At 70.2% G+C, this 26,562-nt stretch carries 25 protein-coding genes; 13 read left to right on the top strand and 12 right to left on the bottom strand.

Going from position 1 to position 26,562, the window contains the following annotated elements; all coding sequences use genetic code 11:
* Positions 1-30: 30 nt before the first annotated feature.
* Genes mmsA through ACOKM3_RS26470 form a run of 4 tightly spaced genes read right to left on the bottom strand, consistent with a single transcriptional unit; the run spans position 31 to position 5,256 of the window.
* Positions 31-1,539 carry a CoA-acylating methylmalonate-semialdehyde dehydrogenase gene (mmsA, locus tag ACOKM3_RS26485; RefSeq protein WP_426903528.1) on the bottom strand — a complete coding sequence of 503 codons (1,509 nt, stop codon included), beginning with the start codon at positions 1,537-1,539 and terminating at the stop codon, positions 31-33.
* Between the two features lie 31 nt (positions 1,540-1,570).
* Positions 1,571-3,487, bottom strand: coding sequence for a 3D-(3,5/4)-trihydroxycyclohexane-1,2-dione acylhydrolase (decyclizing) (gene iolD, locus ACOKM3_RS26480; RefSeq protein WP_426903527.1), 1,917 nt, complete (start codon positions 3,485-3,487; stop codon positions 1,571-1,573).
* Entirely contained in the window at positions 3,484-4,302 is an 819-nt protein-coding gene (iolB, locus tag ACOKM3_RS26475) for a 5-deoxy-glucuronate isomerase (protein ID WP_426903526.1), read from the bottom strand. Before iolB ends, iolD begins: the two co-directional genes overlap by 4 nt.
* A gap of 15 nt (positions 4,303-4,317) precedes the next feature.
* On the bottom strand, positions 4,318-5,256 hold the full coding sequence (locus ACOKM3_RS26470) for a Cgl0159 family (beta/alpha)8-fold protein (RefSeq protein ID WP_426903525.1): 939 nt from the start codon (positions 5,254-5,256) through the stop codon (positions 4,318-4,320).
* A 135-nt stretch (positions 5,257-5,391) separates the two neighbouring features.
* Here ACOKM3_RS26470 and ACOKM3_RS26465 point away from each other — a divergent pair, with 135 nt between their 5' ends.
* The 4 genes from ACOKM3_RS26465 to ACOKM3_RS26450 all read left to right on the top strand — a co-directional run bounded on the left by ACOKM3_RS26465 (position 5,392) and on the right by ACOKM3_RS26450 (position 8,156).
* Entirely contained in the window at positions 5,392-6,294 is a 903-nt protein-coding gene (locus ACOKM3_RS26465) for a sugar phosphate isomerase/epimerase family protein (protein ID WP_426903523.1), read from the top strand.
* A 236-nt stretch (positions 6,295-6,530) separates the two neighbouring features.
* Entirely contained in the window at positions 6,531-6,728 is a 198-nt protein-coding gene (locus tag ACOKM3_RS26460) for a helix-turn-helix transcriptional regulator (RefSeq protein WP_425833509.1), read from the top strand.
* 127 nt (positions 6,729-6,855) lie between these two features.
* Positions 6,856-7,803 (top strand): PrsW family intramembrane metalloprotease, encoded by a 948-nt coding sequence (locus ACOKM3_RS26455; protein ID WP_426903522.1) that lies wholly within the window; start codon positions 6,856-6,858, stop codon positions 7,801-7,803.
* Positions 7,804-7,856: 53 nt separating this feature from the next.
* Positions 7,857-8,156, top strand: coding sequence for a heavy-metal-associated domain-containing protein (locus tag ACOKM3_RS26450; RefSeq protein ID WP_426903521.1), 300 nt, complete (start codon positions 7,857-7,859; stop codon positions 8,154-8,156).
* 805 nt (positions 8,157-8,961) lie between these two features.
* On the opposite strand, the gene ACOKM3_RS26445 is transcribed toward ACOKM3_RS26450, so the two are convergent.
* Together ACOKM3_RS26445 and recD2 are read right to left on the bottom strand one after the other, a co-directional pair.
* Positions 8,962-10,272, bottom strand: coding sequence for a citrate synthase (locus tag ACOKM3_RS26445; protein WP_426903520.1), 1,311 nt, complete (start codon positions 10,270-10,272; stop codon positions 8,962-8,964).
* A 184-nt stretch (positions 10,273-10,456) separates the two neighbouring features.
* Complete coding sequence (recD2, locus tag ACOKM3_RS26440) at positions 10,457-12,718, bottom strand: SF1B family DNA helicase RecD2 (protein WP_426903519.1); 2,262 nt, start codon at positions 12,716-12,718, stop codon at positions 10,457-10,459.
* A 180-nt stretch (positions 12,719-12,898) separates the two neighbouring features.
* Here recD2 and ACOKM3_RS26435 point away from each other — a divergent pair, with 180 nt between their 5' ends.
* On the top strand, positions 12,899-13,108 hold the full coding sequence (locus tag ACOKM3_RS26435; RefSeq protein ID WP_426903518.1) for a DUF4287 domain-containing protein: 210 nt from the start codon (positions 12,899-12,901) through the stop codon (positions 13,106-13,108).
* Between the two features lie 10 nt (positions 13,109-13,118).
* Here ACOKM3_RS26435 and ACOKM3_RS26430 read toward each other — a convergent pair whose 3' ends face one another.
* Positions 13,119-13,697: a hypothetical protein gene (locus ACOKM3_RS26430; protein ID WP_426903517.1), complete on the bottom strand. Its 579-nt coding sequence runs from the start codon at positions 13,695-13,697 to the stop codon at positions 13,119-13,121.
* Positions 13,698-13,959: 262 nt separating this feature from the next.
* Between ACOKM3_RS26430 and ACOKM3_RS26425 the strand changes: the two genes are divergently transcribed.
* Genes ACOKM3_RS26425 through rbsD form a run of 5 tightly spaced genes read left to right on the top strand, consistent with a single transcriptional unit; the run spans position 13,960 to position 19,827 of the window.
* On the top strand, positions 13,960-15,006 hold the full coding sequence (locus tag ACOKM3_RS26425; protein WP_426906903.1) for a LacI family DNA-binding transcriptional regulator: 1,047 nt from the start codon (positions 13,960-13,962) through the stop codon (positions 15,004-15,006).
* Complete coding sequence (locus ACOKM3_RS26420) at positions 15,003-16,547, top strand: sugar ABC transporter ATP-binding protein (protein ID WP_426903516.1); 1,545 nt, start codon at positions 15,003-15,005, stop codon at positions 16,545-16,547. The genes ACOKM3_RS26425 and ACOKM3_RS26420 overlap by 4 nt, the downstream gene beginning before the upstream one ends.
* A complete protein-coding gene (locus ACOKM3_RS26415; RefSeq protein ID WP_426903515.1) occupies positions 16,537-18,483 on the top strand; it encodes an ABC transporter permease/substrate-binding protein in 1,947 nt (648 codons plus the stop codon). Before ACOKM3_RS26420 ends, ACOKM3_RS26415 begins: the two co-directional genes overlap by 11 nt.
* Positions 18,484-18,541: 58 nt before the next feature.
* Positions 18,542-19,441, top strand: coding sequence for a ribokinase (rbsK, locus tag ACOKM3_RS26410; RefSeq protein WP_426903514.1), 900 nt, complete (start codon positions 18,542-18,544; stop codon positions 19,439-19,441).
* On the top strand, positions 19,438-19,827 hold the full coding sequence (rbsD, locus tag ACOKM3_RS26405; protein WP_426903513.1) for a D-ribose pyranase: 390 nt from the start codon (positions 19,438-19,440) through the stop codon (positions 19,825-19,827). The genes rbsK and rbsD overlap by 4 nt, the downstream gene beginning before the upstream one ends.
* 206 nt (positions 19,828-20,033) lie before the next feature.
* On the opposite strand, the gene ACOKM3_RS26400 is transcribed toward rbsD, so the two are convergent.
* The 3 genes from ACOKM3_RS26400 to ACOKM3_RS26390 are packed head-to-tail and all read right to left on the bottom strand — an operon-like array spanning position 20,034 to position 23,184.
* The gene (locus tag ACOKM3_RS26400; protein WP_426903512.1) at positions 20,034-20,879 is read right to left on the bottom strand and encodes a sugar phosphate isomerase/epimerase family protein; all 846 of its coding nucleotides are present in this window, start codon (positions 20,877-20,879) and stop codon (positions 20,034-20,036) included.
* Positions 20,876-22,030 carry a dihydrodipicolinate synthase family protein gene (locus ACOKM3_RS26395; RefSeq protein WP_426903511.1) on the bottom strand — a complete coding sequence of 385 codons (1,155 nt, stop codon included), beginning with the start codon at positions 22,028-22,030 and terminating at the stop codon, positions 20,876-20,878. Before ACOKM3_RS26395 ends, ACOKM3_RS26400 begins: the two co-directional genes overlap by 4 nt.
* Positions 22,027-23,184 (bottom strand): Gfo/Idh/MocA family protein, encoded by a 1,158-nt coding sequence (locus ACOKM3_RS26390; protein WP_426903510.1) that lies wholly within the window; start codon positions 23,182-23,184, stop codon positions 22,027-22,029. Before ACOKM3_RS26390 ends, ACOKM3_RS26395 begins: the two co-directional genes overlap by 4 nt.
* Before the next feature lie 206 nt (positions 23,185-23,390).
* On the opposite strand from ACOKM3_RS26390, the gene ACOKM3_RS26385 reads away from it, so the two are divergent.
* Positions 23,391-24,437 carry a LacI family DNA-binding transcriptional regulator gene (locus ACOKM3_RS26385; protein WP_426903509.1) on the top strand — a complete coding sequence of 349 codons (1,047 nt, stop codon included), beginning with the start codon at positions 23,391-23,393 and terminating at the stop codon, positions 24,435-24,437.
* Positions 24,438-24,440: 3 nt separating this feature from the next.
* Here the strand turns inward: ACOKM3_RS26385 and ACOKM3_RS26380 are convergent, their stop codons facing one another.
* Positions 24,441-24,770 (bottom strand): HGxxPAAW family protein, encoded by a 330-nt coding sequence (locus ACOKM3_RS26380; RefSeq protein WP_426903508.1) that lies wholly within the window; start codon positions 24,768-24,770, stop codon positions 24,441-24,443.
* A gap of 108 nt (positions 24,771-24,878) precedes the next feature.
* Here ACOKM3_RS26380 and ACOKM3_RS26375 point away from each other — a divergent pair, with 108 nt between their 5' ends.
* Positions 24,879-25,544 carry a TetR/AcrR family transcriptional regulator gene (locus tag ACOKM3_RS26375; protein WP_426903507.1) on the top strand — a complete coding sequence of 222 codons (666 nt, stop codon included), beginning with the start codon at positions 24,879-24,881 and terminating at the stop codon, positions 25,542-25,544.
* A gap of 60 nt (positions 25,545-25,604) precedes the next feature.
* Positions 25,605-25,982, top strand: a complete 378-nt coding sequence (locus tag ACOKM3_RS26370; RefSeq protein WP_426903506.1) for a nuclear transport factor 2 family protein — start codon at positions 25,605-25,607, stop codon at positions 25,980-25,982.
* 70 nt (positions 25,983-26,052) lie between these two features.
* Here ACOKM3_RS26370 and ACOKM3_RS26365 read toward each other — a convergent pair whose 3' ends face one another.
* Positions 26,053-26,508: a MarR family winged helix-turn-helix transcriptional regulator gene (locus ACOKM3_RS26365; RefSeq protein WP_426903505.1), complete on the bottom strand. Its 456-nt coding sequence runs from the start codon at positions 26,506-26,508 to the stop codon at positions 26,053-26,055.
* Between the last annotated feature and the right edge of the window lie 54 nt (positions 26,509-26,562).

Here is a 26,562-nt window from a genome sequence, read left to right as displayed (position 1 = left end):
TCCGGACGGCGCGGGGACGGTGCACGGCCCTCAGTGGTTGCTGGGGAAGCCCAGGTCGACGCCGGCGGGGGCGTCGGCCGGGTCAGGCCAGCGGGTCGTGACGACCTTGCCGCGGGTGTAGAAGTGCGTGCCGTCGTTGCCGTAGATGTGGTGGTCGCCGAAGAGGCTGTCCTTCCAGCCGCCGAAGCTGTGGTAGCCCACCGGGACCGGGATCGGGACGTTGACGCCGACCATGCCGGCCTCGATCTCCAGCTGGAAGCGGCGGGCGGCGCCACCGTCACGCGTGAAGATCGCGGTGCCGTTGCCGAACGGGGACGCGTTCATGAGGGCCACGCCCTCCTCGTACGTCTCCGTGCGCAGCACGCACAGCACCGGGCCGAAGATCTCGTCCTGGTACGCCTTGGCGCTCGTCGGCACGTTGTCGAGGAGGCTGAGGCCCACCCAGTGGCCGTTCTCGAAGCCGGGCACCGTGTAGTCGCTGCCGTCGAGGACGACCTCGCAGCCCTCGGCCGCCGCGCCCTTCACGTACGAGGCGACCTTGTCGCGGTGGGCGGCCGTGATGAGCGGGCCCATCTCGGAGGTCGGGTCGTTGCCGGGACCGATCTTGATCTTCTCGGCGCGCTCCTTGATCTTCGCGACGAGCTCGTCGGCGATGGAGCCCACGGCGACGACCGCCGAGATGGCCATGCAGCGCTCGCCGGCCGAGCCGTACGCGGCCGAGACCGCGGCGTCGGCGGCCGCGTCCAGGTCGGCGTCCGGGAGGACCAGCATGTGGTTCTTGGCGCCGCCGAGGGCCTGCACGCGCTTGCCGTTGGCGGAGGCCGTGGCGTGGATGTGGCGGGCGATCGGGGTCGAGCCGACGAAGGAGACGGCGGCGACGTCCGGGTGCTCGAGGAGGCGGTCGACGGCGACCTTGTCGCCGTGCAGCACGTTGAAGACACCGTCGGGCAGACCGGCCTCGGTGAGCAGCTCGGCGATCTTGACCGAGGCCGAGGGGTCCTTCTCCGAGGGCTTCAGCACGAACGTGTTGCCGGTCGCGATGGCGATCGGGAACATCCACATCGGCACCATGGCCGGGAAGTTGAACGGCGTGATGCCGGCGACGACGCCGAGCGGCTGACGGATCGAGGACACGTCCACGTTGGTGGCGACCTGCGTGGACAGCTCGCCCTTGAGCTGCACGTTGATGCCGCAGGCCAGGTCGACGATCTCCAGGCCGCGGGCGACCTCGCCGAGCGCGTCGGAGTGCACCTTGCCGTGCTCGGCGGTGATCAGCTCGGCGATCGCGTCACGGTTGGCGTCGAGCAGCGCGCGGAACCGGAAGAGGATCTCGGTGCGCTTGGCGAGCGAGGACAGGCCCCACGTCTTGTACGCCTCCTTGGCGGTGGCGACGGCCTTGTCCACCTCCTCGACGCTCGCGAAGTCGACGTGCGTGGTGACGGCGCCGGTCGCCGGGTCGGTCACCGGGCCGTGATTGCCCGACGCGCCCTCGACGGTCTTGCCGCCGATCCAGTGGTGGACCAACTTCGTGTCAGACATACGGGCAACTCCTGTGACGGCTACATGCTTCTCAGAGGTGACGGCGCCGACCGGCGGCGCGCCGGTCGTACTCCTCGCGGGCCTTGACCGCGGCGCTGCGCTCCGCCGTCTCGGCCACAGGAACATCCCACCACGCCTGCGCGGGAGGCGGGCCCGACACTGTGTCTGCCGTTTCGGTCTCCACGTAGACACATGTGGGGCGGGTCGCGGCACGCGCGGCGGCGAGCGCTTCGCGCAGGTCACGCACGGTCTTGGCGCGATGCACCGTCATCCCGAGGCTGGCCGCGTTGGCGGCGAGGTCGACGGGCAGCGGTGCGCCCGCGTACGCCCCCTGCTCCCCCGCGAACCGGTACTGCGTGGCGAAGCCCTCGGCCCCCACGGACGCGGAGAGCCCACCGATCGAGGCGTACCCGTGGTTCTGCAGAATGACCACCTTGACCGGAATGCCCTCCTGCACGGCGGTCACGATCTCCGTCGGCAGCATCAGATACGTGCCGTCGCCGACGAGCGCCCACACCGGCCGGCCGGGCGCGGCGAGCGCGACACCGAGCGAGGCCGGGATCTCGTAGCCCATGCAGGAGTACCCGTACTCGACGTGGTACTGGTCGCGGGACCGGGCCCGCCACAGCTTGTGCAGATCACCCGGGAGCGACCCGGCCGCATTGATGAGAATGTCGTCCCCGGTCGCCAACTCGTCCAGCGCACCGAGGACTTGGGCCTGGGTCGGGCGTACGAGATCGTCCTCGGCGGCGAAGCAGGCGTCGACGCGGTGCTCCCAGCGCTCCTTGTCCTCGGTGTACTCGGCGACGTACGCGGGCTCGGCCCGGTACTCCCCGCCGAGCGCCTCACGCAGCGCGGCGAGCCCGGCGCGGGCGTCGGCGACGAGCGGCTGCGCGGACAGCTTGTGGGCGTCGAAGGCGGCGACGTTCAGGTTCAGGAAGCGGACGTCGGGGTGCGCGAAGAGGGTGGCGGAGGCCGTCGTGAAGTCCGTGTACCGGGTGCCGACACCGATCACCAGGTCGGCGGTGCGGGCGAGTTCGTTGGCGGTGGCGGTCCCGGTGTGCCCGATGCCGCCGACGTCGGCGGAGTGGTTGTGCAGCAGCGAGCCCTTGCCGGCCTGGGTGGAGGCGACGGGAACCCCGGTGGCATCGACGAATTCCTTGAGGGCCTCCTCGGCGCCACTGTGGTGCACCCCGCCCCCGGCGACGACGAGCGGCCGCCGAGCCCGCTTCAACTCCCGTACAGCATCGGCGAGTTCCTCACTGTCCGGCTCAGGCCGACGCACGGCCCACACCCGCTCCCGGAAGAACTCCTCCGGCCAGTCGAAGCCTTCCGCCTGCACGTCCTGCGGCAGCGCGAGCGTGACGGCGCCGGTCTCGACGGGATCGGTGAGCACGCGCATGGCCTGCAAGGCGGCCGGAATCAGCTGCTCGGGCCGCTCGACCCGGTCGAAGTACTTCGAGACGGGCCGCAGACAGTCGTTGACCGACACATCGCCCGCGTACGGCACTTCGAGCTGCTGGAGCACCGGATCGGCGGGCCGGGTCGCGAACACGTCGCCCGGCAACAGCAGTACGGGCAGGTGGTTGATGGTGGCGAGGGCGGCGCCGGTGACGAGGTTGGTGGCGCCGGGCCCGATGGAGGTGGTGACGGCGTGCGTGGACAGCCGGTCGGACTGCCTGGCGTAGCCGACGGCGGCGTGCACCATCGCCTGCTCGTTGCGGCCCTGGTGGAAGGGCATCACGGGGGGTGTGGGGGGTGTCCCCCCACTGGACGCAGTGCCGTACTGGAGGAGCGCCTGCCCGAGCCCGGCCACGTTGCCGTGGCCGAAGATGCCCCAGGTGGCGCCGATCAGCCGCTGCCGGGCGCCGTCGCGCTCCGTGTACTGGTTCGCGAGGAAGCGGACGAGTGCCTGGGCGACGGTGAGGCGGACGGTGCTGGTCTTCATCGGTATCCCTCCGTCACGTGATCGGGATGGAAGCAGATCCGCCACTCCCGCTCGTCCCCCGGTCCCGCCATGACATTCAGGTAGTACATGGCGTGCCCCGGCTGGGCGATCGAAGGGCCGTGCCAGCCGTCGGGCACGAGCACGGTGTCGCCGGAGCGGACCTCGGCGAGGAGATCGGTGCCGCCGGGCCTGGACGGGGACACACGCTGATACCCGTATCCCTCGGGCCCGTCCTCGTCCCGGTCGATCTCGAAGTAATAGATCTCTTCGAGGAGCGCCTCCTCGCCCGGCCGGTGCTCGTCGTGCTTGTGCGGCGGGTACGAGGACCAGTTCCCGCCGGGGGTGATCACCTCGACGGCGATGAGCTGATCACAGTCAAAGGCGTCGGCGGCGGCGAAGTTGCGCACCTGGCGCGCACTCTGGCCGCCGCCCCTGTCCTCGACGGAAACCTCCGGCGCGGGGCCGTAGCGGACGGGGAGTCGTCGACCGCATTTCGCTCCTGCCAGGGCGAACCGGCCTCCCGCACCGGAGGAGATCTCCACGCTGGTGTCGCGCGGAACGTAGGCGAAGTCACTCACTCCACTGAATACGCTGCCCCTGCCCGCCAGTTCAATGTTCACCCCATCCGCACGAACTGAACATCCACCGGAAAGCGGCAGCACGATCCACTCGCTCTCCCCGGTGTCGAAGGCATGCGTCCGCCCGGCCCGGAGTTCGAGAATCCGCAGCCCGGCCCGGGCCCAGCCGACCTTGTCGGGGTCGACGGACAGGGCGTAGGGCCCGTCGGCGGCGCTGCCGCGTGGAAGGTGCGTCATGCCTCTACTCTCCTCCTAGGTGTCCGCGCGCGTGGTGCGCAGCAGGCCCACGGCCGTGTCGACGGCGGCCGCGACATCCCCGTCGGCCGGGTAGAGCAGCGAGCGCCCCACCACGAGCCCCTGAACCGTGGGCAGTCGCAGCGCGGCCCGCCACTTCTCGTACGTGGCGTCCTGGTCGCCGTCCTTGATGTCGCCACCGAGCAGCACGGCGGGCAGCGACGAGGTCTCCATGACCCGGGCCATGTCGTCGGGGTCGTCGGTGACCGGGAGCTTCAGCCAGGTGTACGCGGAGGTGCCGCCGAGCCCCGAGGCGACAGCGATCGACGTGATGACGCTCTCGGGACTCAAGTCGTTTCGCAGCAGCCCGGTTTCGGGATCGCGGCGGCTCAGGAACGGCTCGACGAACACGGGCAGCCGACGCGCGGCCATGGCGTCGACGGCACGGGCGGCAGCCTCCAGCGTCCGCACGGACCCGGACCCCGGATCCTCGTAATCGACACGCAGCAACAACTTCCCGGCGTCGAAGCCGAACCGCTCCAGATCCTCGGCCCGATACCCGGTGAACCGGTCGTCCAGCTCGAAGGAGGCCCCGGCGAGCCCGCCCCGGTTCATGGACCCGATGACGACCTTGCGGTCCAACACCCCCAGCAGCAACAGGTCTTCGACCACGTCGGCGGAGGCCAGCACCCCGTCCACGCCCGGCCGGGCCAGCGCGACGCACAGCCGGCGCAGCAGATCGGCCCGGTCGGCCATGGCGAAGGCGCGCTCCCCGACGCCGAGCGCGCCCCGGGCCGGATGGTCGGCGGCCACGATCATCAGCCGCCGCCCCGCGCCGAGCAGCGCCCGCCGCTCCCGCCTGCCCGCGGCCTCGGCGACAGCCGCCGGATCCTCGGCCCGCACACGGGCAAGCCACCGGAGGTCAACGCCCTCTGCCTCACTCAAGCCCGGCTCCATCCCCTTCGGCGCGACGCCCGGCAATCTCCGTCGCCCCGCCAGATCTAGCCCCACCAGCGCCCCCTGTCAACACTTTGTCCTGACATTCGGACGACGCCTTGACACCCCTCTCCGAACGGTTCAAGGCTTGAGTCCATGACGACCACGCCCGCGCGCATCCGCATCGGTTCGGCCCCCGACTCCTGGGGCGTCTGGTTCCCCGACGACCCGCGGCAGGTCCCGTACCAGCGCTTTCTCGACGAGGTGGCCGAGGCCGGGTACGAGTGGATCGAGCTGGGCCCGTACGGCTATCTGCCGTCGGACCCGCGCGTACTCGCCGAGGAGACGGGCCGCCGCGGCCTGAAGGTGTCGGCGGGCACGGTGTTCACGGGCCTGCACCACGGCCCCGCGGTCTGGGAGAAGACGTGGGCCCACGTGTCCTCCATCGCCGAACTCACGCGGGCGATGGATGCCCAGCACCTCGTGGTCATCCCGTCCTTCTGGCGCGACGACAAGACGGGCGAGGTACTGGAGGACTCCACCCTCACCCCCGACCAGTGGCGCAATCTGTCCACGCAGACCGAGCGCTTGGCCCGCGAAGTGGGCGACCGCTACGGCCTGAAACTGGTCTTCCACCCGCACGCCGACACCCACGTGGACACGGAGGAGAACGTCACGCGGCTCCTCGACGCGACCGACCCGGACCTCGTGTCGCTGTGCCTGGACACGGGTCACTACGCGTACTGCGGCGGCGACAGCGTCAAGCTCATCGAGACGTACGGGGAGCGGATCGGCTATCTACACCTGAAGCAGGTGGACCCGGCGGTCCTCGCCACGGTCCACGAACAGGGCACGCCCTTCGGCCCGGCCGTGGCCCAGGGCGTCATGGCCGAACCACCGCGCGGGGTACCGGAGTTGGAGCCGGTACTGGCCGCCGCGGGCAAACTCGACATCGACCTGTTCGCGATCGTCGAGCAGGACATGTACCCGTGCGAGCCGGACCGCCCCCTCCCGATCGCCGACCGCACACGCCGCTACCTGCGCTCCTGCGGGGTTTGACGCCACCCCTATCCATTTACACGCCGGGGCATGCGCCCACGACGCGCCCCCTTTGCATCATTCGCGTCACAAACACCCCTATCGCGTCACACATGTCAGGCCTACGCGGGTTCTGCGTCACAGAGGCCCCACAGGCCCTCCCTTCACCTCGGTTCACCTCGTTCACCGGGCACAGGCTGAGTCGATCACGCCGGCACCCCCGAGCCGCCGTGAGCGCCGCCAGGGAGGAGCCACCGATGAACGACCGCAGGCTCTGGTCGTACAAGGACATCGCCGCGCACATCCGCGTGCAGCCCGACACCGTCCGCTCGTACCGCAAACACGGTCTGCTGCCCCCGCCCGACCATGTCGAGTCGGGCAAGCCCTACTGGTACGCCGACACGGTCCGCGCCTGGGTGGCCTCCCGCCCGAGCAACAGGGGCCGCAAGGACTGAACCGGGAGCGCCGGGCCGTACGGACGCACGGCCCGGCGCCCACACTGCGACACATCCGACCCCGCCATAAACTTCGGACAAATCACCCAAGGTGACCGTAAGTTACCGGCAAGCCGGAGGGATCGCAGTGACGCAGCCCCAGCCGCCCTACGGGGCACCCCAGGCCCGAATCCCCCAGCAGCCGCCCCCGCCGGGCCCGCAGATCCGCCCCGGCCTCTGGAAGCGCTGCCTCTGGGGCGGCCTCGCACTATGGGTGCTGACGGCGATCGTCACGTACGCCACGCAGAACACCACACTGCTCCCCACCCTCATCCTGCTGGGCAGCTTCCTCACCCCGGCGGTCTTCGTGCTGTGGGCGTACGAGCGGCACGGCCGCGACCTGGGCGTGAGCCTGATCCTGGCCTGCTTCCTGGTGGGCGGCATCCTGGGCGTGCTCGGCGCGTCGGTCATGGAGTACTACCTGGTACACCCCTCGGCCTGGATGTTCGTGGCCGTCGGCCTCATCGAAGAAGCAGTCAAGCTGCTCGCCCTCGCCTACGTACTGCACCGCCACCCGCGCATCAGCGGACTGCGCGCGGGCCTGGTCCTGGGCGCCACGGTCGGCTTCGGCTTCGCGGCCTTCGAGAGCGCGGGCTACGCGTTCAACGCGGCGATCACCATGAAGGGCATCGACCTGCGCGCCCTCCTGGAAACGGAGGTCCTCCGCGGCCTCCTGGCCCCCTTCGGCCACGGCCTGTGGACAGCGATCTCCGGAGCCGTCCTCCTCTCCTTCCGCAAGCCGAATGGCCGCTACCGCTTCGCAACGCCGGTGATCCTCACCTACCTGGGCGTCTCCCTCCTCCACGCCCTCTGGGACTCCATGCACGGCATCGCGATCTGGCTGGTGGCCCGCCTCACCACCACGAACCTCGACCGCACGCTCTTCGCCGAGGGCTACATCCCCAAGCCGACCGACGCGCAGCAGCACCTCTTCACGCTCTTCTCGGTCGGCGGACTGGCCATCATCACGCTCCTGGCACTGACCTGGGTGCGCTCACTCGCCCGCCGGGACCCTTCTTGGAAAAATACCCCCTAGGGGTATATGGTCGATCGCATCAGGAGACACCTCTCACCACCAAGGAGTACGTCATGAGCGCCCACACCGAGCTCCCCCAGGCCGGCACCGAGTCCGCCGGTTCCTGCTGCGGCGGCGCCTGCCACACCGACGCCCCGGCCGCCGAGGGCGCCTTCACCACCGTGTACGAGGTCAAGGGCATGACGTGCGGCCACTGCGAGGGCGCGGTGTCCAGCGAGATCTCGGAGCTCGCCGACGTCACCTCGGTCCAGGCGAGCGCCGCCACCGGCCAGGTCACGGTCGTCTCCACCGCCCCGCTCGACGAAGAGTCGATCCGCGCCGCGGTGGACGAGGCGGGCTACGAACTCGTCTGAGCGGTCGATGAGGTCGAACAGGGAGTGAAGCCAGACCGCCGCCCGCCAGCGCGAGGGAGGGGCCGCGTCGGGGTGCCCCCGCAGGACTCCGCAGAAGCACCACTCGTGGAGTCGCAGTTCCCGGGGGCGCCCGCCCCGGTGGCCGAGGAGGTACCCCGACGCGGCCCCGCCCCCACGATCAAAAACGGGGCGCCCCGGCCGACCGCTCGACACGGGCGCGCAGATTCACGTAGAGACCTGCCGAGATCGCTGGACCTCCACACAATCCACACGGCACAATTGCAGCACTCCCCCACAGAGGCCGATATCCACATATCGGACCTCTTGCGCACGCACGGGACATATGCAAGAGACGCAGATCACATTGGTCCGGACGTAACCCTTTGCGGCTCTCGTGAGTCTAAGGAGGCGATGCAGGAACGTCTTGGGGGACGTTTCCGCACCGGAGGGACCCGTCTTGGGGGACGGTTCCCGACAGCGTTGGCCGGGGCACGTGCGCCGGGAAGCTTGAGCGGCCCGCCCGGCGGTACGTGTTCCGGCGGCCGACGCACCACAGACCCCCAGGCCGGATCCCGTGGGGGGAATCCGACCCGGGTAAAGGAAAGCGCCCCGACTGTCGGCCCGTGGGGGGACCGACAGCGGGGCGCTTTCTGCTTGCCGCAGGTTGACCAGGAGGTGCGGGGGCCGCGACCTGCCCAACGTTTCGGTTGGAGTGGTTACGGCCTCGGGGCTCCGCCCCGGACCCCGCGCCTCAAACGCCGGCGGGGCTTGATATGCCCAACCGGCGTTGCGGGAAGCAGTGAAGTCAGCGCTGCTCGACCGGGATGAAGTCGCGCTCGACGACGCCCGTGTAGATCTGGCGCGGGCGGCCGATGCGCGACCCCGGCTCCTTGATCATCTCGTGCCACTGGGCGATCCAGCCCGGAAGCCGGCCGAGGGCGAAGAGGACCGTGAACATCTCGGTCGGGAAGCCCATGGCCCGGTAGATCAGGCCGGTGTAGAAGTCGACGTTCGGGTAGAGCTTGCGCTCGACGAAGTACTCGTCGGCCAGCGCGTGCTCCTCCAGCTTCAGCGCGATGTCGAGCAGCTCGTCGGACTTGCCGAGCGCCGAGAGGACATCGTGCGCCGCCGCCTTGATGATCTTCGCCCGCGGGTCGAAGTTCTTGTAGACGCGGTGCCCGAAGCCCATGAGCTTCACGCCGTCTTCCTTGTTCTTCACCTTGCGGATGAACTCGTCGACGTCGCCACCGGCGGCCTGGATGCCCTCGAGCATCTCCAGCACCGACTGGTTGGCGCCACCGTGCAGCGGACCCCACAGCGCGGAGATACCGGCGGAGATCGACGCGAACATGTTGGCCTGCGACGAGCCCACGAGGCGCACCGTGGACGTCGAACAGTTCTGCTCGTGGTCCGCGTGCAGGATGAGCAGCTTGTCCAGCGCGGAGACGACGACCGGGTCCGGCACGTACTCCTGGGCCGGCACGGAGAACGTCATGCGCAGGAAGTTCTCGACGTAGCCGAGGTCGTTGCGCGGGTAGACGAACGGGTGGCCGATCGACTTCTTGTAGGCGTACGCCGCGATCGTCGGCAGCTTCGCGAGCAGGCGGATCGTCGAGAGGTGACGCTGCTGCTCGTCGAACGGGTTGTGGCTGTCCTGGTAGAAGGTGGACAGCGCGGAGACCACGGAGGACAGCATGGCCATCGGGTGGGCGTCCCGCGGGAAGCCGTCGAAGAACCGCTTCACGTCCTCGTGCAGGAGCGTGTGCCCGGTGATCTCGTTCTTGAAGGTGGAGAGCTCGTCGACCGTCGGGAGCTCGCCGTTGATCAGCAGGTAGGCGACCTCGGTGAAGGTCGAGTTCTCGGCCAGCTGCTCGATCGGGTAGCCGCGGTAACGCAGGATGCCCTGCTCACCGTCGAGATAGGTGATCGCGGATTTATAGGCGGCTGTGTTGCCATATCCGCTGTCGAGGGTCACCAGGCCCGTCTGGGCCCGCAGCTTCCCGATGTCGAAGCCCTGGTCGCCCACGGTGCTGTCGATCACCGGGTAGGTGTACTCGTCGTCGCCGTACTGGAGTACTACAGCCTTCTCGTTCTGCTCGCTCACGTCATCCCTCACCGACGTAGTGCCTCTTCTTCGAGGTGCCCTGACTGTCTCTACCTTCCCCCACTTGGCCCAGCAGAGTGCACTCGGGGTCGCCCATTGGGCTCATTGACGGCACTCAGTGCCGTCAACTTGCTCATCCTGCCCCCTTCGCCCTGGTTCCGGAAGTGCTTGTGACCTTCGTGACTCACTTGATCGATCAAATCTTTTGAGCAGCGGCACCTGACAGCCGGAAATTCAGGGCGGTACACCGCCTACCGGCCGAAATCGTACGCACCGCCTGGCCGATCGCTCTGCGCGAACCGACCAGGACGACGAGCTTCTTGGCGCGGGTGACCGCCGTGTAGAGGAGGTTGCGCTGGAGCATCATCCAGGCCCCCGTCGTGACGGGGATCACCACGCACGGGTACTCGCTGCCCTGGGAGCGGTGGATGGTCACAGCGTAGGCATGCGCCAGCTCGTCCAGCTCGTCGAAGTCATACGGGACCTCCTCGTCCTCATCGGTGCGGACGGTGAGTCTCTGTTCCTCGGCGTCCAACGACGTAACAACGCCGACCGTGCCGTTGAAGACGCCATTGGCCCCCTTCTCATAGTTGTTCCGGATCTGAGTGACCTTGTCCCCCACCCGGAACACCCGCCCACCGAACCGCTTCTCGGGAAGCTCGGGCCGCCCGGGCGTGATGGCCTGCTGGAGCAGCCCGTTGAGGTTCCCGGCGCCGGCGGGGCCGCGGTGCATCGGCGCGAGCACCTGGACGTCGCGCCGCGGGTCGAGGCCGAACTTGGCGGGGATCCGGCGGGCGGCGACGTCGACGGTGAGCCGCCCGGCCTCCTCGGTGTCGTCCTCCACGAACAGGAAGAAATCCTTGAGCCCCGAAGTGACCGGATGCTGGCCGGAGTTGATCCGGTGCGCATTGGTGACGACCCCGGACTCCTGAGCCTGCCGGAAGATCCGCGTGAGCCGCACAGCGGGCACAGGACTCTCCTCGACGAGCATGTCCCGCAGCACCTCACCGGCCCCCACACTCGGCAGCTGATCCACATCCCCCACAAAAAGCAGATGCGCCCCGGGCGGTACGGCTTTCACCAGCTTGTTGGCAAGCAGCAGATCCAACATGGAGGCCTCGTCCACGACCACGAGGTCGGCGTCGAGCGGCCGCTCCTTGTCGTACGCGGCGTCCCCGCCCGGCTTCAGTTCGAGCAGCCGGTGAACAGTCGACGCCTCGGCCCCGGTCAGCTCGGCTAGCCGCTTGGCGGCACGCCCCGTGGGCGCGGCGAGCACGACCTTGGCGCGCTTGGCCCGGGCCAGCTCGACAACCGACCGTACGGTGAAGGACTTTCCGCAGCCGGGGCCGCCGGTGAGCACGGCCACCTTCTTGCTGAGCGCGAGCTTGACCGCCTCCTCCTGCTCGGGAGCGAGCTGCGCCCCCGTGCGGTCGGCGAGCCACGCGAGCGCCTTGTCCCACGCGACGTCCTGGAAGGCGGGCATCCGGTCGTCCTCCGTGCGCAGCAGCCTGAGCAGCTGGGCGGAGAGGGAGAGTTCGGCCCGGTGGAAGGGGACCAGGTAGATCGCGGTGACCGGCTCCCCGTCCTCGCCCGGCACCGTCTCGCGTACCACGCCGGGCTCGCCGGAATCCTCGTCGGGCAGGGCCAGTTCGGCGAGGCACTCGATGACGAGGCCGGTGTCGACCTGGAGCAGCTTCACGGCGTCGGCGATGAGCCGCTGCTCGGGCAGGAAGCAGTGGCCCTGGTCGGTGGATTGCGAAAGGGCGTACTGGAGACCGGCCTTGACCCGCTCCGGGCTGTCGTGCGGAATGCCGACGGACTGGGCGATGCGGTCGGCGGTGAGGAATCCGATGCCCCAGACGTCGGAGGCGAGGCGGTACGGCTGGTTCTTCACGACGGAGATCGAGGCGTCGCCGAACTTCTTGTAGATGCGCACGGCGATGGAGGTGGAGACGCCGACGCTCTGGAGGAAGACCATCACTTCCTTGATGGCCTTCTGCTCCTCCCACGCGTCGGCGATCTTCTTCGTCCGCTTGGGGCCGAGCCCCGGCACCTCGATCAGCCGCTTCGGCTCCTGCTCGATGATGTCGAGGGTGTCGAGCCCGAAGTGCTGCGTGATGCGGTCGGCGAAGACGGGGCCGATGCCCTTGACCAGGCCGGACCCGAGATAGCGGCGGATGCCCTGGATGGTCGCGGGCAGCACCGTCGTGTAGTTCTCGACGGTGAACTGCTTGCCGTACTGCGGGTGGGAGCCCCAACGGCCCTCCATCCGCAGCGACTCCCCCACCTGCGCCCCGAGCAGCGAGCCGACGACGGTCAGCAGATCCCCGGCGCCCCTGCCGGTGTCGACCCGGCCGACCGTGTACCCCGTCTCCTCGTTGGCATACGTGATCCGCTCGAGGACCCCCTCGAGCCGCGCCATCGGCCGCGCTCCGGCAGCCGCCTGCTGCATCGCCATGATCCGACGTTAGCGGCAGGGTCCGACAACGCGGGAGGGGTCGCCGGGGGTAGGTCCGGGGCCGGCCTCGGACCCACTCCGGAGCGAGTGAGCTGGATCACCTCTCGGCCGCGATGACTTCCGGGCCCTGGCCACGTCTTATCGACGACATCCTCGGCACCCCGCAGACAGGAGCGCGCCATGCCCGCCACCAAGGGACCCGCCGGCTACTTCCCCTCCATCGAGAAGAAGTACGGCGAACCGGTCGCCCACTGGCAGGACCTCATCCGCTCCTCGCCGCTCACCAAGCACATGGAGCTGGTGAACTGGCTGAAGGCGGAGCACGGCCTGGGCCACGGGCACGCCAACGCCCTCGTGGCCCACACGCTGGCCGAGGGCCGCGGGGCGTAGGCCCCGACCGTCACACCCCGCCCATCGGCTCCGGATCCACCCGCACCGGCGTGCCCCACACGCGGACGACCTCGTAGTCCGTGAACTCGTGGACCAGGCGGTACGCCATCGCCGCGTCCGGGCGGCGGCGCTGGGCCGCCAGGTAGAGGTCAGCCTCGCGGCGGTCGTGGCGGGGGGTGCCGCAGAGCTGCCACACCTGCCCGTTCCACATCTCCGGGATCCAGCGCTGCTGGGGCTGGGGGCGGTCCTCGCGCGTGCCGTAGCGGGACAGCACGGGGCCCTCCGAGGCGGGGCGGGCCGCCGGGCCGGGGTCGCCCGAGATCTGGGAGCGGCGGGCCTTGCGGCGGCGGGTCTCGCAGAACAGGCACAGGTCCGGGGCGGATTCCTCGACCGGGCCGTAGGGGTGCTCCTTGCAGCGGGTCGTGGGCTTCTCGCCGGACACGGCGTCGTCGAGCTGGTCGAGGGCGCGGGTCAGGTCGCCGCGGACCTCGTGCAGCACGTCGTCCGGGGTGTCGCCGGTGAGCTTCTCGCCGTGCTCGCCGAGCACGCGGAGGGCGCGGCCTAGTGCGGTGAGCTGCGCGTGGTTCACGTCCGTTGCTCCGTCTCCGTCATCCGTTGCGGTGCCACCCACCTTCGCACGCGCCACCGACAATCCCCGGCCCGCGACGTGGTTGCGCTCCCGGGGCTCCGCCCCGGACCCCGCTCCTCAATCGCCGGAGGGGCTTGTTAGCCCGATCACGATCCCGTCACGACCACCCCCACCTCCTTGCCCCCACCCCATGTAATCGATTCCAATCCCTCATGCAGATCGATGTAATCGATTCCACGTAGCCACAAGGAGGTGGTCCGTGATGTCGGCGAGCGCGAGTATCAAGGATGTCGCGGCCGCGGCCGGCGTTTCCGTCGCCACGGTTTCCCGTGTCCTGAACAGCCACCCGTCCGTCAGCCCGGACACCCGCACCCGCGTGCTCGCGGCCGTGGAGTCGCTCGGCTACCGGCCCAACGCGGTGGCCCGTTCGCTGCGCACCGCGCAGACCCGCACGCTCGGCCTGGTCATCAGCGACGTGCTGAACCCGTACTTCGGCGAGCTCGCCCGCTCCGTCGAGGAGGAGGCCCGCGCCCTCGGCTACAGCGTCATCATCGGCAACGCCGACGAACGGCCCGACCTCCAGGACCACCACGTCCAGAACCTCCTGGACCGGCGCATCGACGGGCTCCTCGTCTCCCCGACCGACGGCGGCTCCCCGCTGATGCTGGACGCGGCTCGGGCCGGCACCCCCATGGTCTTCGTCGACCGCTGGATCCCCGGCGTGGACGTGCCCGTGGTGCGCTCCGACGGGCGCGCCGCCGTCCGGGACCTCGTCGCCCACCTGCACCGGCTCGGCCACCGCCGCCTCGCGATCATCGCGGGCCCGGCCGCCACCACGACCGGCAGCGAGCGCGTCGACGCGTTCCGCGAGGCCCTCGCCTCGTACGAGATCGAGCTGCCGGACGCCTACATAGGGCAGGGCGACTTCCAGGCGGACAGCGGGCGCCGGGTGACCGAGGCGTTCCTCGATCTGCCCGAGCCACCCCAGGTCGTCTTCGCGGCCGACAACCTCATGGCGCTCGGCGCGCTCGACGCCATCCGCGCGCGCGGGATGCGCGTTCCCGACGACATCGCGGTCGCCGCGTTCGACGACATCCCGTGGTTCGTGCACACCGATCCGCCGATCACGGCGATCGCCCAGCCGACCAAGGACCTCGGCCGGGCCGCCGTGCGCGCCCTGGTCGACCGCATCGAGGGACGGGTGCCCGAGTCGGTCATCCTCCCCGCCCACCTCGTCGTACGACGCTCCTGCGGCGAGACCGGCGAAACCCCCCACACGCCCACCTCAATGGAGAGGAGCAACGGATGAGCAGCTCCGAAGAGTTGCTGCGTATCGAAGGGATACGGAAGACCTTCCCCGGCGTGGTCGCGCTCGACAGCGTCGACTTCGACCTGCGCCGCGGGGAGGTGCACGTCCTGCTCGGTGAGAACGGGGCCGGGAAGAGCACGCTGATCAAGATGCTCTCCGGTGCCTACACGCCCGACGAGGGCCGTATCACCGTCGGTGGCGAGCAGGTCCGCATCCATGGTGCGCAGGACGCCGAACGGCTCGGCATCGCGACGATCTACCAGGAGTTCAATCTCGTTCCTGATCTGACCGTCGCCGAGAACATCTTCCTGGGGCGCCAGCCGCGCCGCTTCGGTCTCATCGACCGGAAGCAGATGGAGTCCGACGCCGAGGAGCTCCTCGCGCGCGTGGGCGTGAATGTGTCGCCACGCGCGCGGGTGCGCGAACTGGGCATCGCCCGGCTCCAGATGGTGGAGATCGCGAAGGCGCTCAGCCTGAACGCGCGCGTGCTGATCATGGACGAGCCGACCGCCGTGCTCACCTCCGAAGAGGTCGAGAAGCTGTTCGCGATCGTGCGGCAGCTGCGCGAGGACGGCGTCGGCGTCGTCTTCATCACCCACCACCTGGAGGAGATCGCCGCGCTCGGCGACCGGGTCACCGTGATCCGGGACGGTCGGAGTGTCGGGCAGGTCCCGGCGTCCACCCCCGAGGACGAGCTCGTCCGCCTCATGGTCGGCCGCTCCATCGACCAGCAGTACCCGCGCGAACGCCCGGAAACGGGAAGCGCGTTGCTGAAGGTCGAGGGCCTGACCCGGGACGGCGTCTTCCACGACGTGGGCTTCGAGGTGCGGGCCGGCGAGGTCGTCGGCATCGCGGGGCTCGTGGGCGCGGGACGTACGGAGGTCGTACGGGCCGTCTTCGGCGCCGACCCGTACGACGCGGGCTCCGTCGAGGTCGCGGGCAGTGCGCTCCCCCGGCACGACGTCATCGCCGCGATGGCCGCCGGGGTCGGGCTCGTCCCCGAGGACCGCAAGGGGCAGGGGCTCGTCCTCGACCAGTCGGTGGAGGAGAACCTGGGGCTCGTCACCATGCGGAAGGCGACCCGCGCCGGTTTCGTCGACCGGCAGGGACAGCACACGGCCGCCGAGCGGATCGCGAAGCAACTGGGCGTCCGGATGGCCGGGTTGGGCCAGCACGTGCGCACTCTGTCGGGCGGCAACCAGCAGAAGGTCGTCATCGGCAAGTGGCTGCTCGCCGACATCAAGGTACTGATCCTCGACGAGCCGACGCGCGGCATCGACGTCGGCGCGAAGGTCGAGATCTACCAGCTCATCAACGAGCTGACCGCCGCCGGGCACGCCGTGCTCATGATCTCCAGCGATCTCCCCGAAGTGCTCGGCATGAGCGACCGGGTCCTTGTTATGGCGCAGGGACGCATCGCCGGTGAACTCGCCGCCGAGGACGCCACGCAGGACTCCGTGATGGCCCTCGCCGTCAGCAACCAGAACACCGACAACCAGCAGCACAACGCCTTCGAAGAGGAGGGCTCCCGTGACCACTGAGACAGTCAACAAGCCAGGGGCCAAGAACAACGGGAGCCTGCTGCGGCTGCTCCTCGACAACGGCGCGCTGACCGCGCTCGTCGTCCTGGTCATCGCCATGTCGCTGATGTCCGGCGACTTCCTGACCACGCAGAACCTGCTGAACGTCGGCGTGCAGGCGGCCGTCACCGCGATCCTCGCGTTCGGTGTCACCTTCGTCATCGTCTCGGCGGGCATCGACCTGTCGGTCGGCTCGGTGGCCGCGCTCTCCGCGACCGTCCTCGCGTGGGCGGCCACGAGCGAGGGCGTGCCGGTGGTGATAGCCGTGCTGCTCGCCGTCGTCACGGGTGTCGCCTGCGGTTTCGTCAACGGCCTGCTCATCTCGTACGGCAAGCTCCCGCCGTTCATCGCGACGCTGGCGATGCTGTCGGTCGGGCGCGGGCTCTCGCTGGTGATCTCGCAGGGCTCCCCGATCCCGTTCCCCGACTCGGTCTCCAAGCTCGGTGACACGCTCGGCGGCTGGCTGCCGGTCCCCGTCATCGTGATGATCGTGATGGGGCTCATCACGGCGGTCGTCCTCGCCCGTACGTTCATCGGCCGGTCCATGTACGCGATCGGCGGCAACGAGGAGGCGGCCCGCCTCTCCGGTCTGCGCGTCAAGCGGCAGAAGCTCGTCATCTACGGCCTCTCCGGCCTGTTCGCGGCCGTCGCCGGCATCGTGCTCGCCTCCCGTCTCGCCTCCGCGCAGCCGCAGGCCGCGAACGGCTACGAGCTGGACGCCATCGCCGCCGTCGTCATCGGCGGCGCCTCGCTTGCCGGTGGTACGGGCAAGGCGTCGGGCACGTTCATCGGCGCGCTGATCCTCGCCGTGCTCCGCAACGGCCTCAACCTCCTCTCGGTGTCCGCCTTCTGGCAGCAGGTCGTCATCGGTGTCGTGATCGCCCTCGCGGTGCTGCTCGACACGGCGCGCCGCAAGGCCGGTGCGCAGCCGGCCTCCGCCGGTGTCGGGACCGGTGGGCCCAGGCAGCGGATGCAGTACGTGCTCGCGGCCGTGGTCGCCATCGTGATCGTCGGCGGCCTCGCGGTGTGGAACAACACCGGCTCCTCCGGCGGCAAGAAGGACCTGAAGCTCGGCATGGCGGTGTCCACGCTCAACAACCCGTTCTTCACGGAGATGCGGGCGGGCGCGCAGGCCGAGGCGAAGAAGCAGGGCGTCGAGCTGACCGTCACGGACGCGCAGAACGACGCCTCGCAGCAGGCCAACCAGCTGCAGAACTTCACGAGCGAGGGGCTCAGCGCCGTCATCGTGAACCCGGTCGACTCCGACGCCGTCGGACCGTCCGTGCGGACCGCCAACAAGGCCTCCATCCCCGTCGTCGCCGCCGACCGCGGCGTCAACAAGGCCAAGGCCGCGACCCTCGTCGCCTCCGACAACGTCGCGGGCGGCAAGCAGGCCGCGAAGATCATGGCCGACAAGCTGGGCGGCAAGGGAAAGATCGCGGTGCTTCAGGGCCAGGCCGGTACGTCCGCCAGCCGTGAGCGCGGCGCGGGCTTCGCCGCCGGGCTGAAGAACTACCCGGGCATCAAGGTCGTCGCCAAGCAGCCCGCGGACTTCGACCGCACCAAGGGCCTGGACGTCATGACGAACATGCTCCAGTCGCACCCCGACGTCGACGGCGTCTTCGCCGAGAACGACGAGATGGCACTCGGCGCGATCAAGGCGCTCGGCTCCAAGGCCGGCAAGTCCGTCCCCGTCATCGGCTTCGACGGCACGCCCGACGGCTTCAAGGCGGTCAAGGCGGGCACGTTGTACGCCTCCGTGGCCCAGCAGCCGCGCGAGCTCGGAAAGATGGCCGTGCAGAACGCGATCGCCGCGGCGAAGGACAAGAAGATCTCCTCGGCGGTGAAGGTGCCGGTGAAGGTCGTCACGGCGAAGAACGTCGCCGACTTCAAGTGATCAGCCCCGTAAGGCAGCTCTCGTACCCTTTGGCGTGACGTACGAAGAAAGGCACAACATGAACACGTACGACCTCCTCGTCGTGGGGTCGGCCAACGCCGACCTGGTGGTGGGCGTCGACCGGCGGCCGGCCGCGGGCGAGACCGTGCTCGGCTCCGACCTCGCGCTGCACCCCGGCGGCAAGGGCGCCAACCAGGCGGTCGCCGCCGCCAAGTTGGGCGCTCGTACGGCGCTGCTCGCGCGGGTCGGCGACGACGCGCACGGTGAGATGCTGCGCGCCTCGATGGAGTCGGCGGGCGTGGACGCGTCCGGGGTACTGCGCGGCGGGGCGCCCACGGGCGTCGCGCTGATCACCGTCGACCCGTCCGGCGACAACAGCATCGTGTTCTCGCCGGGTGCGAACGGGCATCTGACGCCCGAGGACGTACGGGCGGCGGGCGAGCTGTTCGCGGGGGCGCGGGTCGTCTCGATGATGCTGGAGATCCCGCTGGAGACGGTCGCGGAGGTGGTCCGCAACCTGGCGGACGGCACCCGCCTCGTCCTCAACCCCTCGCCGCCCGCCCCGCTCCCCGACGAGGTGCTCGCGGCCTGCGACCCGCTGATCGTCAACGAGCACGAGGCGAAGGTCATCGCCGGCAAGGACCTCGGCGACGACCCCGAGGACTGGGCGCGGCAGCTGCTCTCGCTCGGCCCGCGCTCGGTCGTCGTCACGCTCGGCTCCGAGGGCGCGCTCGTCGCGGACGCCTCGGGTTCGCAGCGGGTGCCGGCGGTGAAGGTGAAGGCCGTGGACACGACCGGTGCCGGTGACGCGTTCACTGCGGCGCTCGCGTGGCGGCTCGGCACCGGTGAGTCGCTCGCCGAGGCGGCCGCCTACGCGGCGAAGGTCGGCGCTGCCGCCGTCACGAAGGAGGGCGCGCAGGCCTCGTACCCGACGGCCGAGGAGGTCTCCGCGCTGTGAAGAAGGCCGGAATACTCAACCGCCATCTGGCGGGCGCCATCGCCGAGTTGGGGCACGGCGACGGGGTGCTGATCTGCGACGCGGGCATGCCGATCCCTGCGGGACCGCGCGTCGTCGACCTCGCGTTCCGGGCCGGTGTGCCGTCCTTCGCGGAGGTCCTCGACGGGCTGCTCGACGAGCTGGTGGTGGAGGCGGCCACGGCGGCCCGCGAGGTGCGGGCGGCGAACCCGGACACCGCCGAGCTCCTCCAGGACCGCCTGAAGCCCCTCGGTTTCGTCACGCACGAGGAACTGAAGGCGCTGTCGGCGCACGCGCGTCTCGTCGTACGCACGGGAGAGGCACGCCCGTACGCGAACGTGCTGCTGCGCTGCGGGGTCTTCTTCTGAGCAGGCCCTCGGCCTGATCCACCCCGAAAACCCTGCGAGGGGCCCGGTCCTCGGACCGGGCCCCTCGGGCTCTCCCCCTCCTGCGCCGGAACCCCGATCCCCCCAGATCGCCCCCCTGGGTGTTCCGACACCCAGTACGACACTCGGGCGGTGCGGAGGGTTGTACGTGGTTGCGGAGAAAACTTTTACACGGCGTGCGCCACGAATCACACGGCGTGCGCCGTGAACCGCTGAGCCGTCTCCGCCAGCACCTCGCGCCCGTCGCGGGCCCACAGGCCGTCGTTGAACAGCTCGACCTCGATGGGCCCCGCGTACCCCTGCGCCTCCACCAAGCCACGCCAGTACCGCATGTCGATGGAGCCGTCGCCGATCTGCCCGCGCCCGTTGAGCACGCCCTCGGGCAACGGCGTGGTCCAGTCGGCGAGTTGGAACGTCGCGATACGCCCCTGCGCCCCGGCCCGCGCGATCTGCGCGGGCGCCTGGTCGTCCCACCAGATGTGGTACGTGTCGACGCAGACGCCGACCTGCTCCGCCGGGAAGCGTTCGGCGATGTCGAGGGCCTGCGCGAGCGTCGAGACGACGCAGCGGTCGGAGGCGTACATCGGGTGCAGCGGCTCGATCGCGAGCTGCACGCCGCGCTCGGCGGCGTACGGGGCGAGCTCGACGAGCGCGTCCGCGATACGCTCCCGGGCGCCCGGCAGGTCGTACGAGCCGGCCGGGAGGCCGCCCGAGACGAGCACCAGGACGTTCGTGCCGAGGGTGACGGCCTCGTCGACGGCGCGCTTGTTGTCCTCGATCGCGGCCTTGCGCTCGGTCTCGTCGATGCCGGTGAGGAAGCCGCCCCGGCAGTGCGTCGTGACGTTCAGCCCGGCGTCGCGCAGCAGCTTCGCCGCGGCCTCGACGCCGTACTCCTGGACGGGAGCACGCCACGTACCGAGGTTCTGGACACCCAACTCGCGGCAGGCGTCGACCAGTTCGGGCAGTCCGAGCTGCTTCACGGTCATCTGGTTGATGGAGAACCGCGGATCCGCGGTGAACTTCTCGGCGCTCATGAGGTCACTCCGTACAGGGCGAGCAGGTTCTTCATCCGGGCCTCGGCGAGCTCCGGCTTCGGGAACAGGCCCAGCTGGTCGGCGAGTTCGTAGGCGCGCGCGAAGTGCGGCAGCGAACGAGCCGACTGGAGTCCGCCGACCATCGTGAAGTGGTCCTGGTGACCGGAGAGCCAGGCGAGGAAGACGACACCCGTCTTGTAGAAGCGGGTCGGCGCCTGGAACAGATGGCGCGACAACTCGACCGTCGGGTCGAGGAGTTCACGGAAGCCCTGCACGTCGCCCGTGTCGAGGGTGCGCACCGCCTTCGCGGCGAGCGGGCCCAGCGGGTCGAAGATGCCGAGCAGCGCGTGCGAGAAGCCGCGGTCGTCGCCGGCGATCAGCTCCGGGTAGTTGAAGTCGTCGCCGGTGTAGCAGCGCACGCCGTTCGGGAGGCGGCGGCGGATGTCGACCTCGCGCTGCGCTTCGAGCAGCGAGACCTTGATGCCGTCGACCTTGTCGGAGTGCGCCTTGATGATCTCGACGAAGGTGTCGGTGGCGGCGTCCAGGTCGGACGAGCCCCAGTAGCCCTCAAGGGCCGGGTCGAACATCGGGCCGAGCCAGTGCAGGATGACGGGTTCGGTGGCCTGGCGGAGCAGGTGGCCGTACACGTCGACGTAGTCCTGCGGGCTGTTCGCGGCGGCGGCGAGCGCGCGGGAGGCCATCAGGATGACCTGGGCCCCTGCCTCCTCGGCGACCGCGAGCTGCTCCTCGTACGCGGCGCGCACGTCCTTGAGGGACGCGCCGGGCGCGATCTGGTCGGTGCCGACGCCGACCGCGATGCGCCCGCCGACCGACTTGGCCTCGGCCGACGAGCGGCGGATCAGCTCGGCGGCGCCCGCCCAGTCCAGGCCCATGCCGCGCTGCGCGGTGTCCATGGCCTCCGCGACTCCGAGGCCGTGCGACCACAGGTGGCGGCGGAAGGCGAGGGTGGCGTCCCAGTCGACGGCGGCCGGGGAGTCCGGGGTGGTGTCGGCGAGCGGGTCGGCGACGACGTGCGCCGCCGAGTAGACGACGCGGGACGCGAGCGGGGCGCCCGTGTCGAAGGTGAGGGGCTCGGCGCGCGCCTCGTAGGCCTTCAACTCACCGGCGCTGTTGGGGAGATGGATGGTCACAGCGAGATCTCCGGAACGTCGAGGCGGCGGCCCTCGGCGGAGGACTTCAGGCCCAGCTCGGCCATCTGCACGCCGCGCGCACCGGCGAGCAGGTCCCAGTGGTAGTCGGCGCCGGCGTAGACGTGCTGGAGGAACAGCTCCCACTGGACCTTGAAGCCGTTGTCGAACTCGGTGTTGTCCGGGACTTCCTGCCACTGGTCGCGGAAGGAGTAGGTGGCGGGCAGGTCCGGGTTCCAGACGGGCTTCGGCGTGGAACTACGGTGCTGCACACGGCAGTTACGGAGACCGGCGACAGCGGATCCCTCGGTCCCGTCCACCTGGAACTCGACCAGCTCGTCACGGTTGACGCGCACGTCCCACGACGAGTTGATCTGCGCGACGATGCCGCCCTCGATCTGGAAGATGCCGTACGCGGAGTCGTCGGCGGTGGCGTCGTAGGGCTTGCCGTTCTCGTCCCAGCGGGTCGGGATGTGGGTCTGGGCCAGCGCGTTCACGGAGGTCACGCGGCCGAACAGCTCGTGGAGCACGTACTCCCAGTGCGGAAACATGTCGACGACGATGCCGCCGCCGTCCTCCGAGCGGTAGTTCCAGGACGGCCGCTGGGCCTCCTGCCAGTCACCTTCGAAGACCCAGTACCCGAACTCGCCGCGCACGGAGAGGATCCGCCCGAAGAAGCCGCCGTCGATGAGCCGCTTCAGCTTGAGCAGGCCCGGCAGGAACAGCTTGTCCTGCACGACACCGGACTTGACGCCCGCCTCGCGCGCCAGGCGGGCCAGCTCGATGGCGCCCTCCAGGCCGCTGGCGGTCGGCTTCTCGGTGTAGATGTGCTTTCCGGCGGCGATCGCCTTCTTGAGGATCTCCTCGCGGCCCGAGGTCATCGCGGCGTCGAAGAAGATGTCGATGCTGTCGTCGGCGAGGACGGCGTCGATGTCGGTGGAGATGTTGGCCGGGTCGAGGTCGTGCTTCTCGGCGAGCGCCTTCAGGGCATGCTCGCGGCGCCCGACGAGGACCGGCTCGGGCCACAGCACCGTGCCGTCGCCGAGGTCGAGTCCGCCCTGCTCGCGGAGGGCGAGGATGGAGCGGACGAGGTGCTGGCGGTAGCCCATGCGCCCCGTCACACCGTTCATGGCGATGCGCACCGTCTTGCGTGTCACGTGAGTCCCTTCCTCCGGCCGACCGGCCATTCGTGCCCCACGTATTGCTGCATACGCGAGGTGGCGCCTGCGGAATCTTTCGTAGCAAGCGCTTTCTACCTAAGAAGAAGCTAGCCTCTGGACTGCCGCTCGGACAAGAGCGGATACGAGACCGGGGTCCCGGGAGCTTCGCCGCGGACCCGGGACCCTTCACGGAGGAAGACTCGATGACCGTGACCCTGTCGGATGTGGCCGCCCGCGCGCAGGTGTCCCCCGCCACCGTCTCGCGCGTCCTGAACGGGAACTACCCCGTCGCCGCGAGCACGCGCGAGCGGGTGCTCAAGGCCGTGGACGATCTGGACTACGTGCTCAACGGGCCGGCGAGCGCTCTCGCCGCCGCCACCTCCGACCTCGTCGGGGTCCTGGTCAACGACATCGCCGACCCGTTCTTCGGGATCATGGCCTCCGCGGTGCAGTCGGAGATCGTGGGGCCCGGCGGCCGGGCGGGTGGCGAGCGGCTCGCGGTGGTCTGCAACACGGGCGGCGAGCCGGAGCGGGAGCTGACCTACCTGACCCTGTTGCAGCGCCAGCGCGCGGCGGCGGTCGTGCTCACGGGCGGGGCGATCGAGAACGAGGCCCATGTCGCGGCCGTGGCGGCCAAGTTGCGGCGGCTCGCGGAGGCCGGGACACGGGTCGTGCTCTGCGGCCGTCCGCCGGTGCCGGACACGGACGCGGTGGCGCTGACCTTCGACAACCGTTCCGGGGCAAGGGAGTTGACGGATCACCTCCTGGCCCTCGGGCACCGACGGATCGGCTACGTCGGGGGCCCCGAGGAGCGCACGACGACCCGGCACCGCCTGGAGGGCCACCGCGAGGCGCTGGCCGCGGCCGGGGTGACCGAATCGGACGGCCTGGTGGCGCACGGCTCGTACGACCGCACGTCGGGCTACGAGGCGACGGCCGAACTGCTGCGCCGGGAGCCGGAGTTGACGGCCGTGGTGGCGGCGAACGACAGCGTGGCGCTCGGCGCGTGCGCGGCCCTGCGGGAGGCGGACCTGCGCATCCCGGAGGACGTCTCGGTGGTCGGCTTCGACGACCTCCCCTTCAGCATCGACGCGGCCCCGCCGCTGACGACGTTCCACCTCCCGCTGGCCGAGGCGGCGGCGCGGGCGGGCCGCATCGCGATGGGCCGGGAGGCGGCGCCCAAGGGGCGGATCGTGGAGGTGCGGGGGGAGCTGGTGGTGCGGGGGTCGACGGGGAAGCCGCGGGCGTAGTTCCTATCGGCCGGCGGCGCGGGGACCGCGCCCCGCCAGCCGGCACCCGACGCAGTCCACATGGCCGTCGCGGGCGGTCATGTCCCTTACCCGTAGGGGGTGTTGGTCGAGGCGCCGCGGCCCGGGCGGCTTCCCCCACCCCGCGAGATGCAGTCCCCAGGTGAGCAGCGCGGCGACGGCCAGCACGACGAGCCCGAGCCAGATCCCCGGGCGCCAGCCGATGACCCCCAGGCCGACCGTCGCAACACCCGCCGCACCTCCCGCACAACCGGCCCACCCGGCAAGGGTGTGCCCTTCATCCGTCGCCACCACGCGCCATACCCCCCAGTCCACGATCACCATCATTTATTGAACGATGACTCAAGAACAAGCCACTCGGACCCTAGCACCGTTCTTGAACGGCCGCTCAAGATATTTGCCGAACACGGATACAGTGGCGCCATGACACACGGCGCGCCCCAGGAGAAGCCCAGGCCCCGCGGGCGGCCACGCACGTTCGACCGGGACGCGGCGCTGGCCGTGGCCGTCCGGCTCTTCTGGGAGCGGGGCTACGAGGCGACCTCGGTGGGCGAGCTGACCGGGGCGATGGGCATCCGCCCGGCCAGCCTGTACGCCGCGTTCGGCGACAAGAAGTCCCTGTTCCGGGAGGCCGTCGAGGTCTACGGGCGATCGCCGGTCGGCGCCTTCGTCGGCGTGGCGCTCACCGAGGAGCCGACGGCGTACGGGGCGTTCGCCCGCATCCTGCGCGAGGCGGCCCGCACGTACGCGGACCCCTCGCACCCGGCGGGCTGCCTGGCCATCAGCGCCGCGACCAACGTGACGGAGCAGGACGCGGAGATCGCGGCGTTCCTGCGCGACGTCCGCAACGCGGGGGTCACCTCCTTCGAGGACCGCCTGCGCCAGGCCCGCTCAACGGGAGAACTCCCACCCGAAACCGACACGACCGCCCTCGCCTCGTACTTCGCCGCGGTCGTCCAGGGCCTGTCCCAACGCGCCCGCGACGGCGCGGACGCGGACGAACTCACACAGGTCGCCGAGTTCGCACTGGCGGCGTGGCCGGGGGCCGGGACTGACGTCCGCCGTCTCACCCCGGAGTCGCCGGAGTGACGTGGCGGGCAGTGAACAGTGCCGGGCGAGCACACGTGCGACGGCTGGTATTACTGGGGCATGCAGGAAGAGACGGCACGCTCCGCGATCGACACGTTCATCTCCGCGTTCAACGCCTCGGACGACACCTATGTGACTACCTTGCTCTCCCAGGCGCTGACCTCGGACGTGGTCTTCTGGGGGCCGTTGGGGCGCAGCGAAGGGATCGCGGCGGTCGAGCGGTTCGTGCTGGACATCCGGAGCCACCCGGCGGGGACCGGCACGATGGTGCGCTGCTCAGCGGTGGACATGCCTGACGAGTGGGCCCGGTACCAGTGGGTCTTCACCACACCGGACGGCGGCCCCCGCCTGGCGGGAACGGACGTCGTCCATCTGCGGCGGAGCCTCATCGACCAGGTCATCGTCTTCGCGGGGGAGATCGAGCCGCCCACCTCCTGAGGCGACCTTCTGCCGCACGTACGTCGGCGGGGTGACGGGCGTCGGTCAGGGTGCCTCCGCGGTCACAGCGCTAGCGGCCCCCAGAGGCCCCCGACACCCCCGCCTGGAGCTCGCCCAGAATCTGGGCCAGATCCCTCAACCGGCCGGGTTCCATCGCGCCGAAGACCTGCCGCAGCACCCGCTCCCCCGCCGCCGTGCCCGCGGCGAGGGCCTCGGTTCCCTGGGGGGTGAGGCGGACCAGTTTGGAGCGGGCGTCGGTGGGGGCCGGGGTTCGCTCGACCAGGCCCTCGCGTTCCAGCGCCTCGACGGACTGGGTGACCGAGCGGGGCGCCTGGCCGAGTTCGCGGGCCAGGGCCGACTGGCCGAGGGCGCCCCGGCGTTCGAGGACCTGGAGGACCTTCGTGCGGGCCAGGGAGAGGCCGCCGGCCGTCATCGCGTCGTCGACCACTTTGCGCAGGTCGTGCCCGAGCGTCAGGTATCGCAGACCGATCTCCACGGGATCCGCTTCGCGACCGCTCACGGGCATGGCATCCGTCCTTCGGGTTCCGGGGCCGGGGCTCCCCGGCTCCACTATTGAGGT

It is taken from the genome of Streptomyces nidicola (assembly GCF_050106155.1).
Lineage (GTDB): Bacteria > Actinomycetota > Actinomycetes > Streptomycetales > Streptomycetaceae > Streptomyces.
This window is presented reverse-complemented; position numbering and strand designations above follow the sequence as displayed.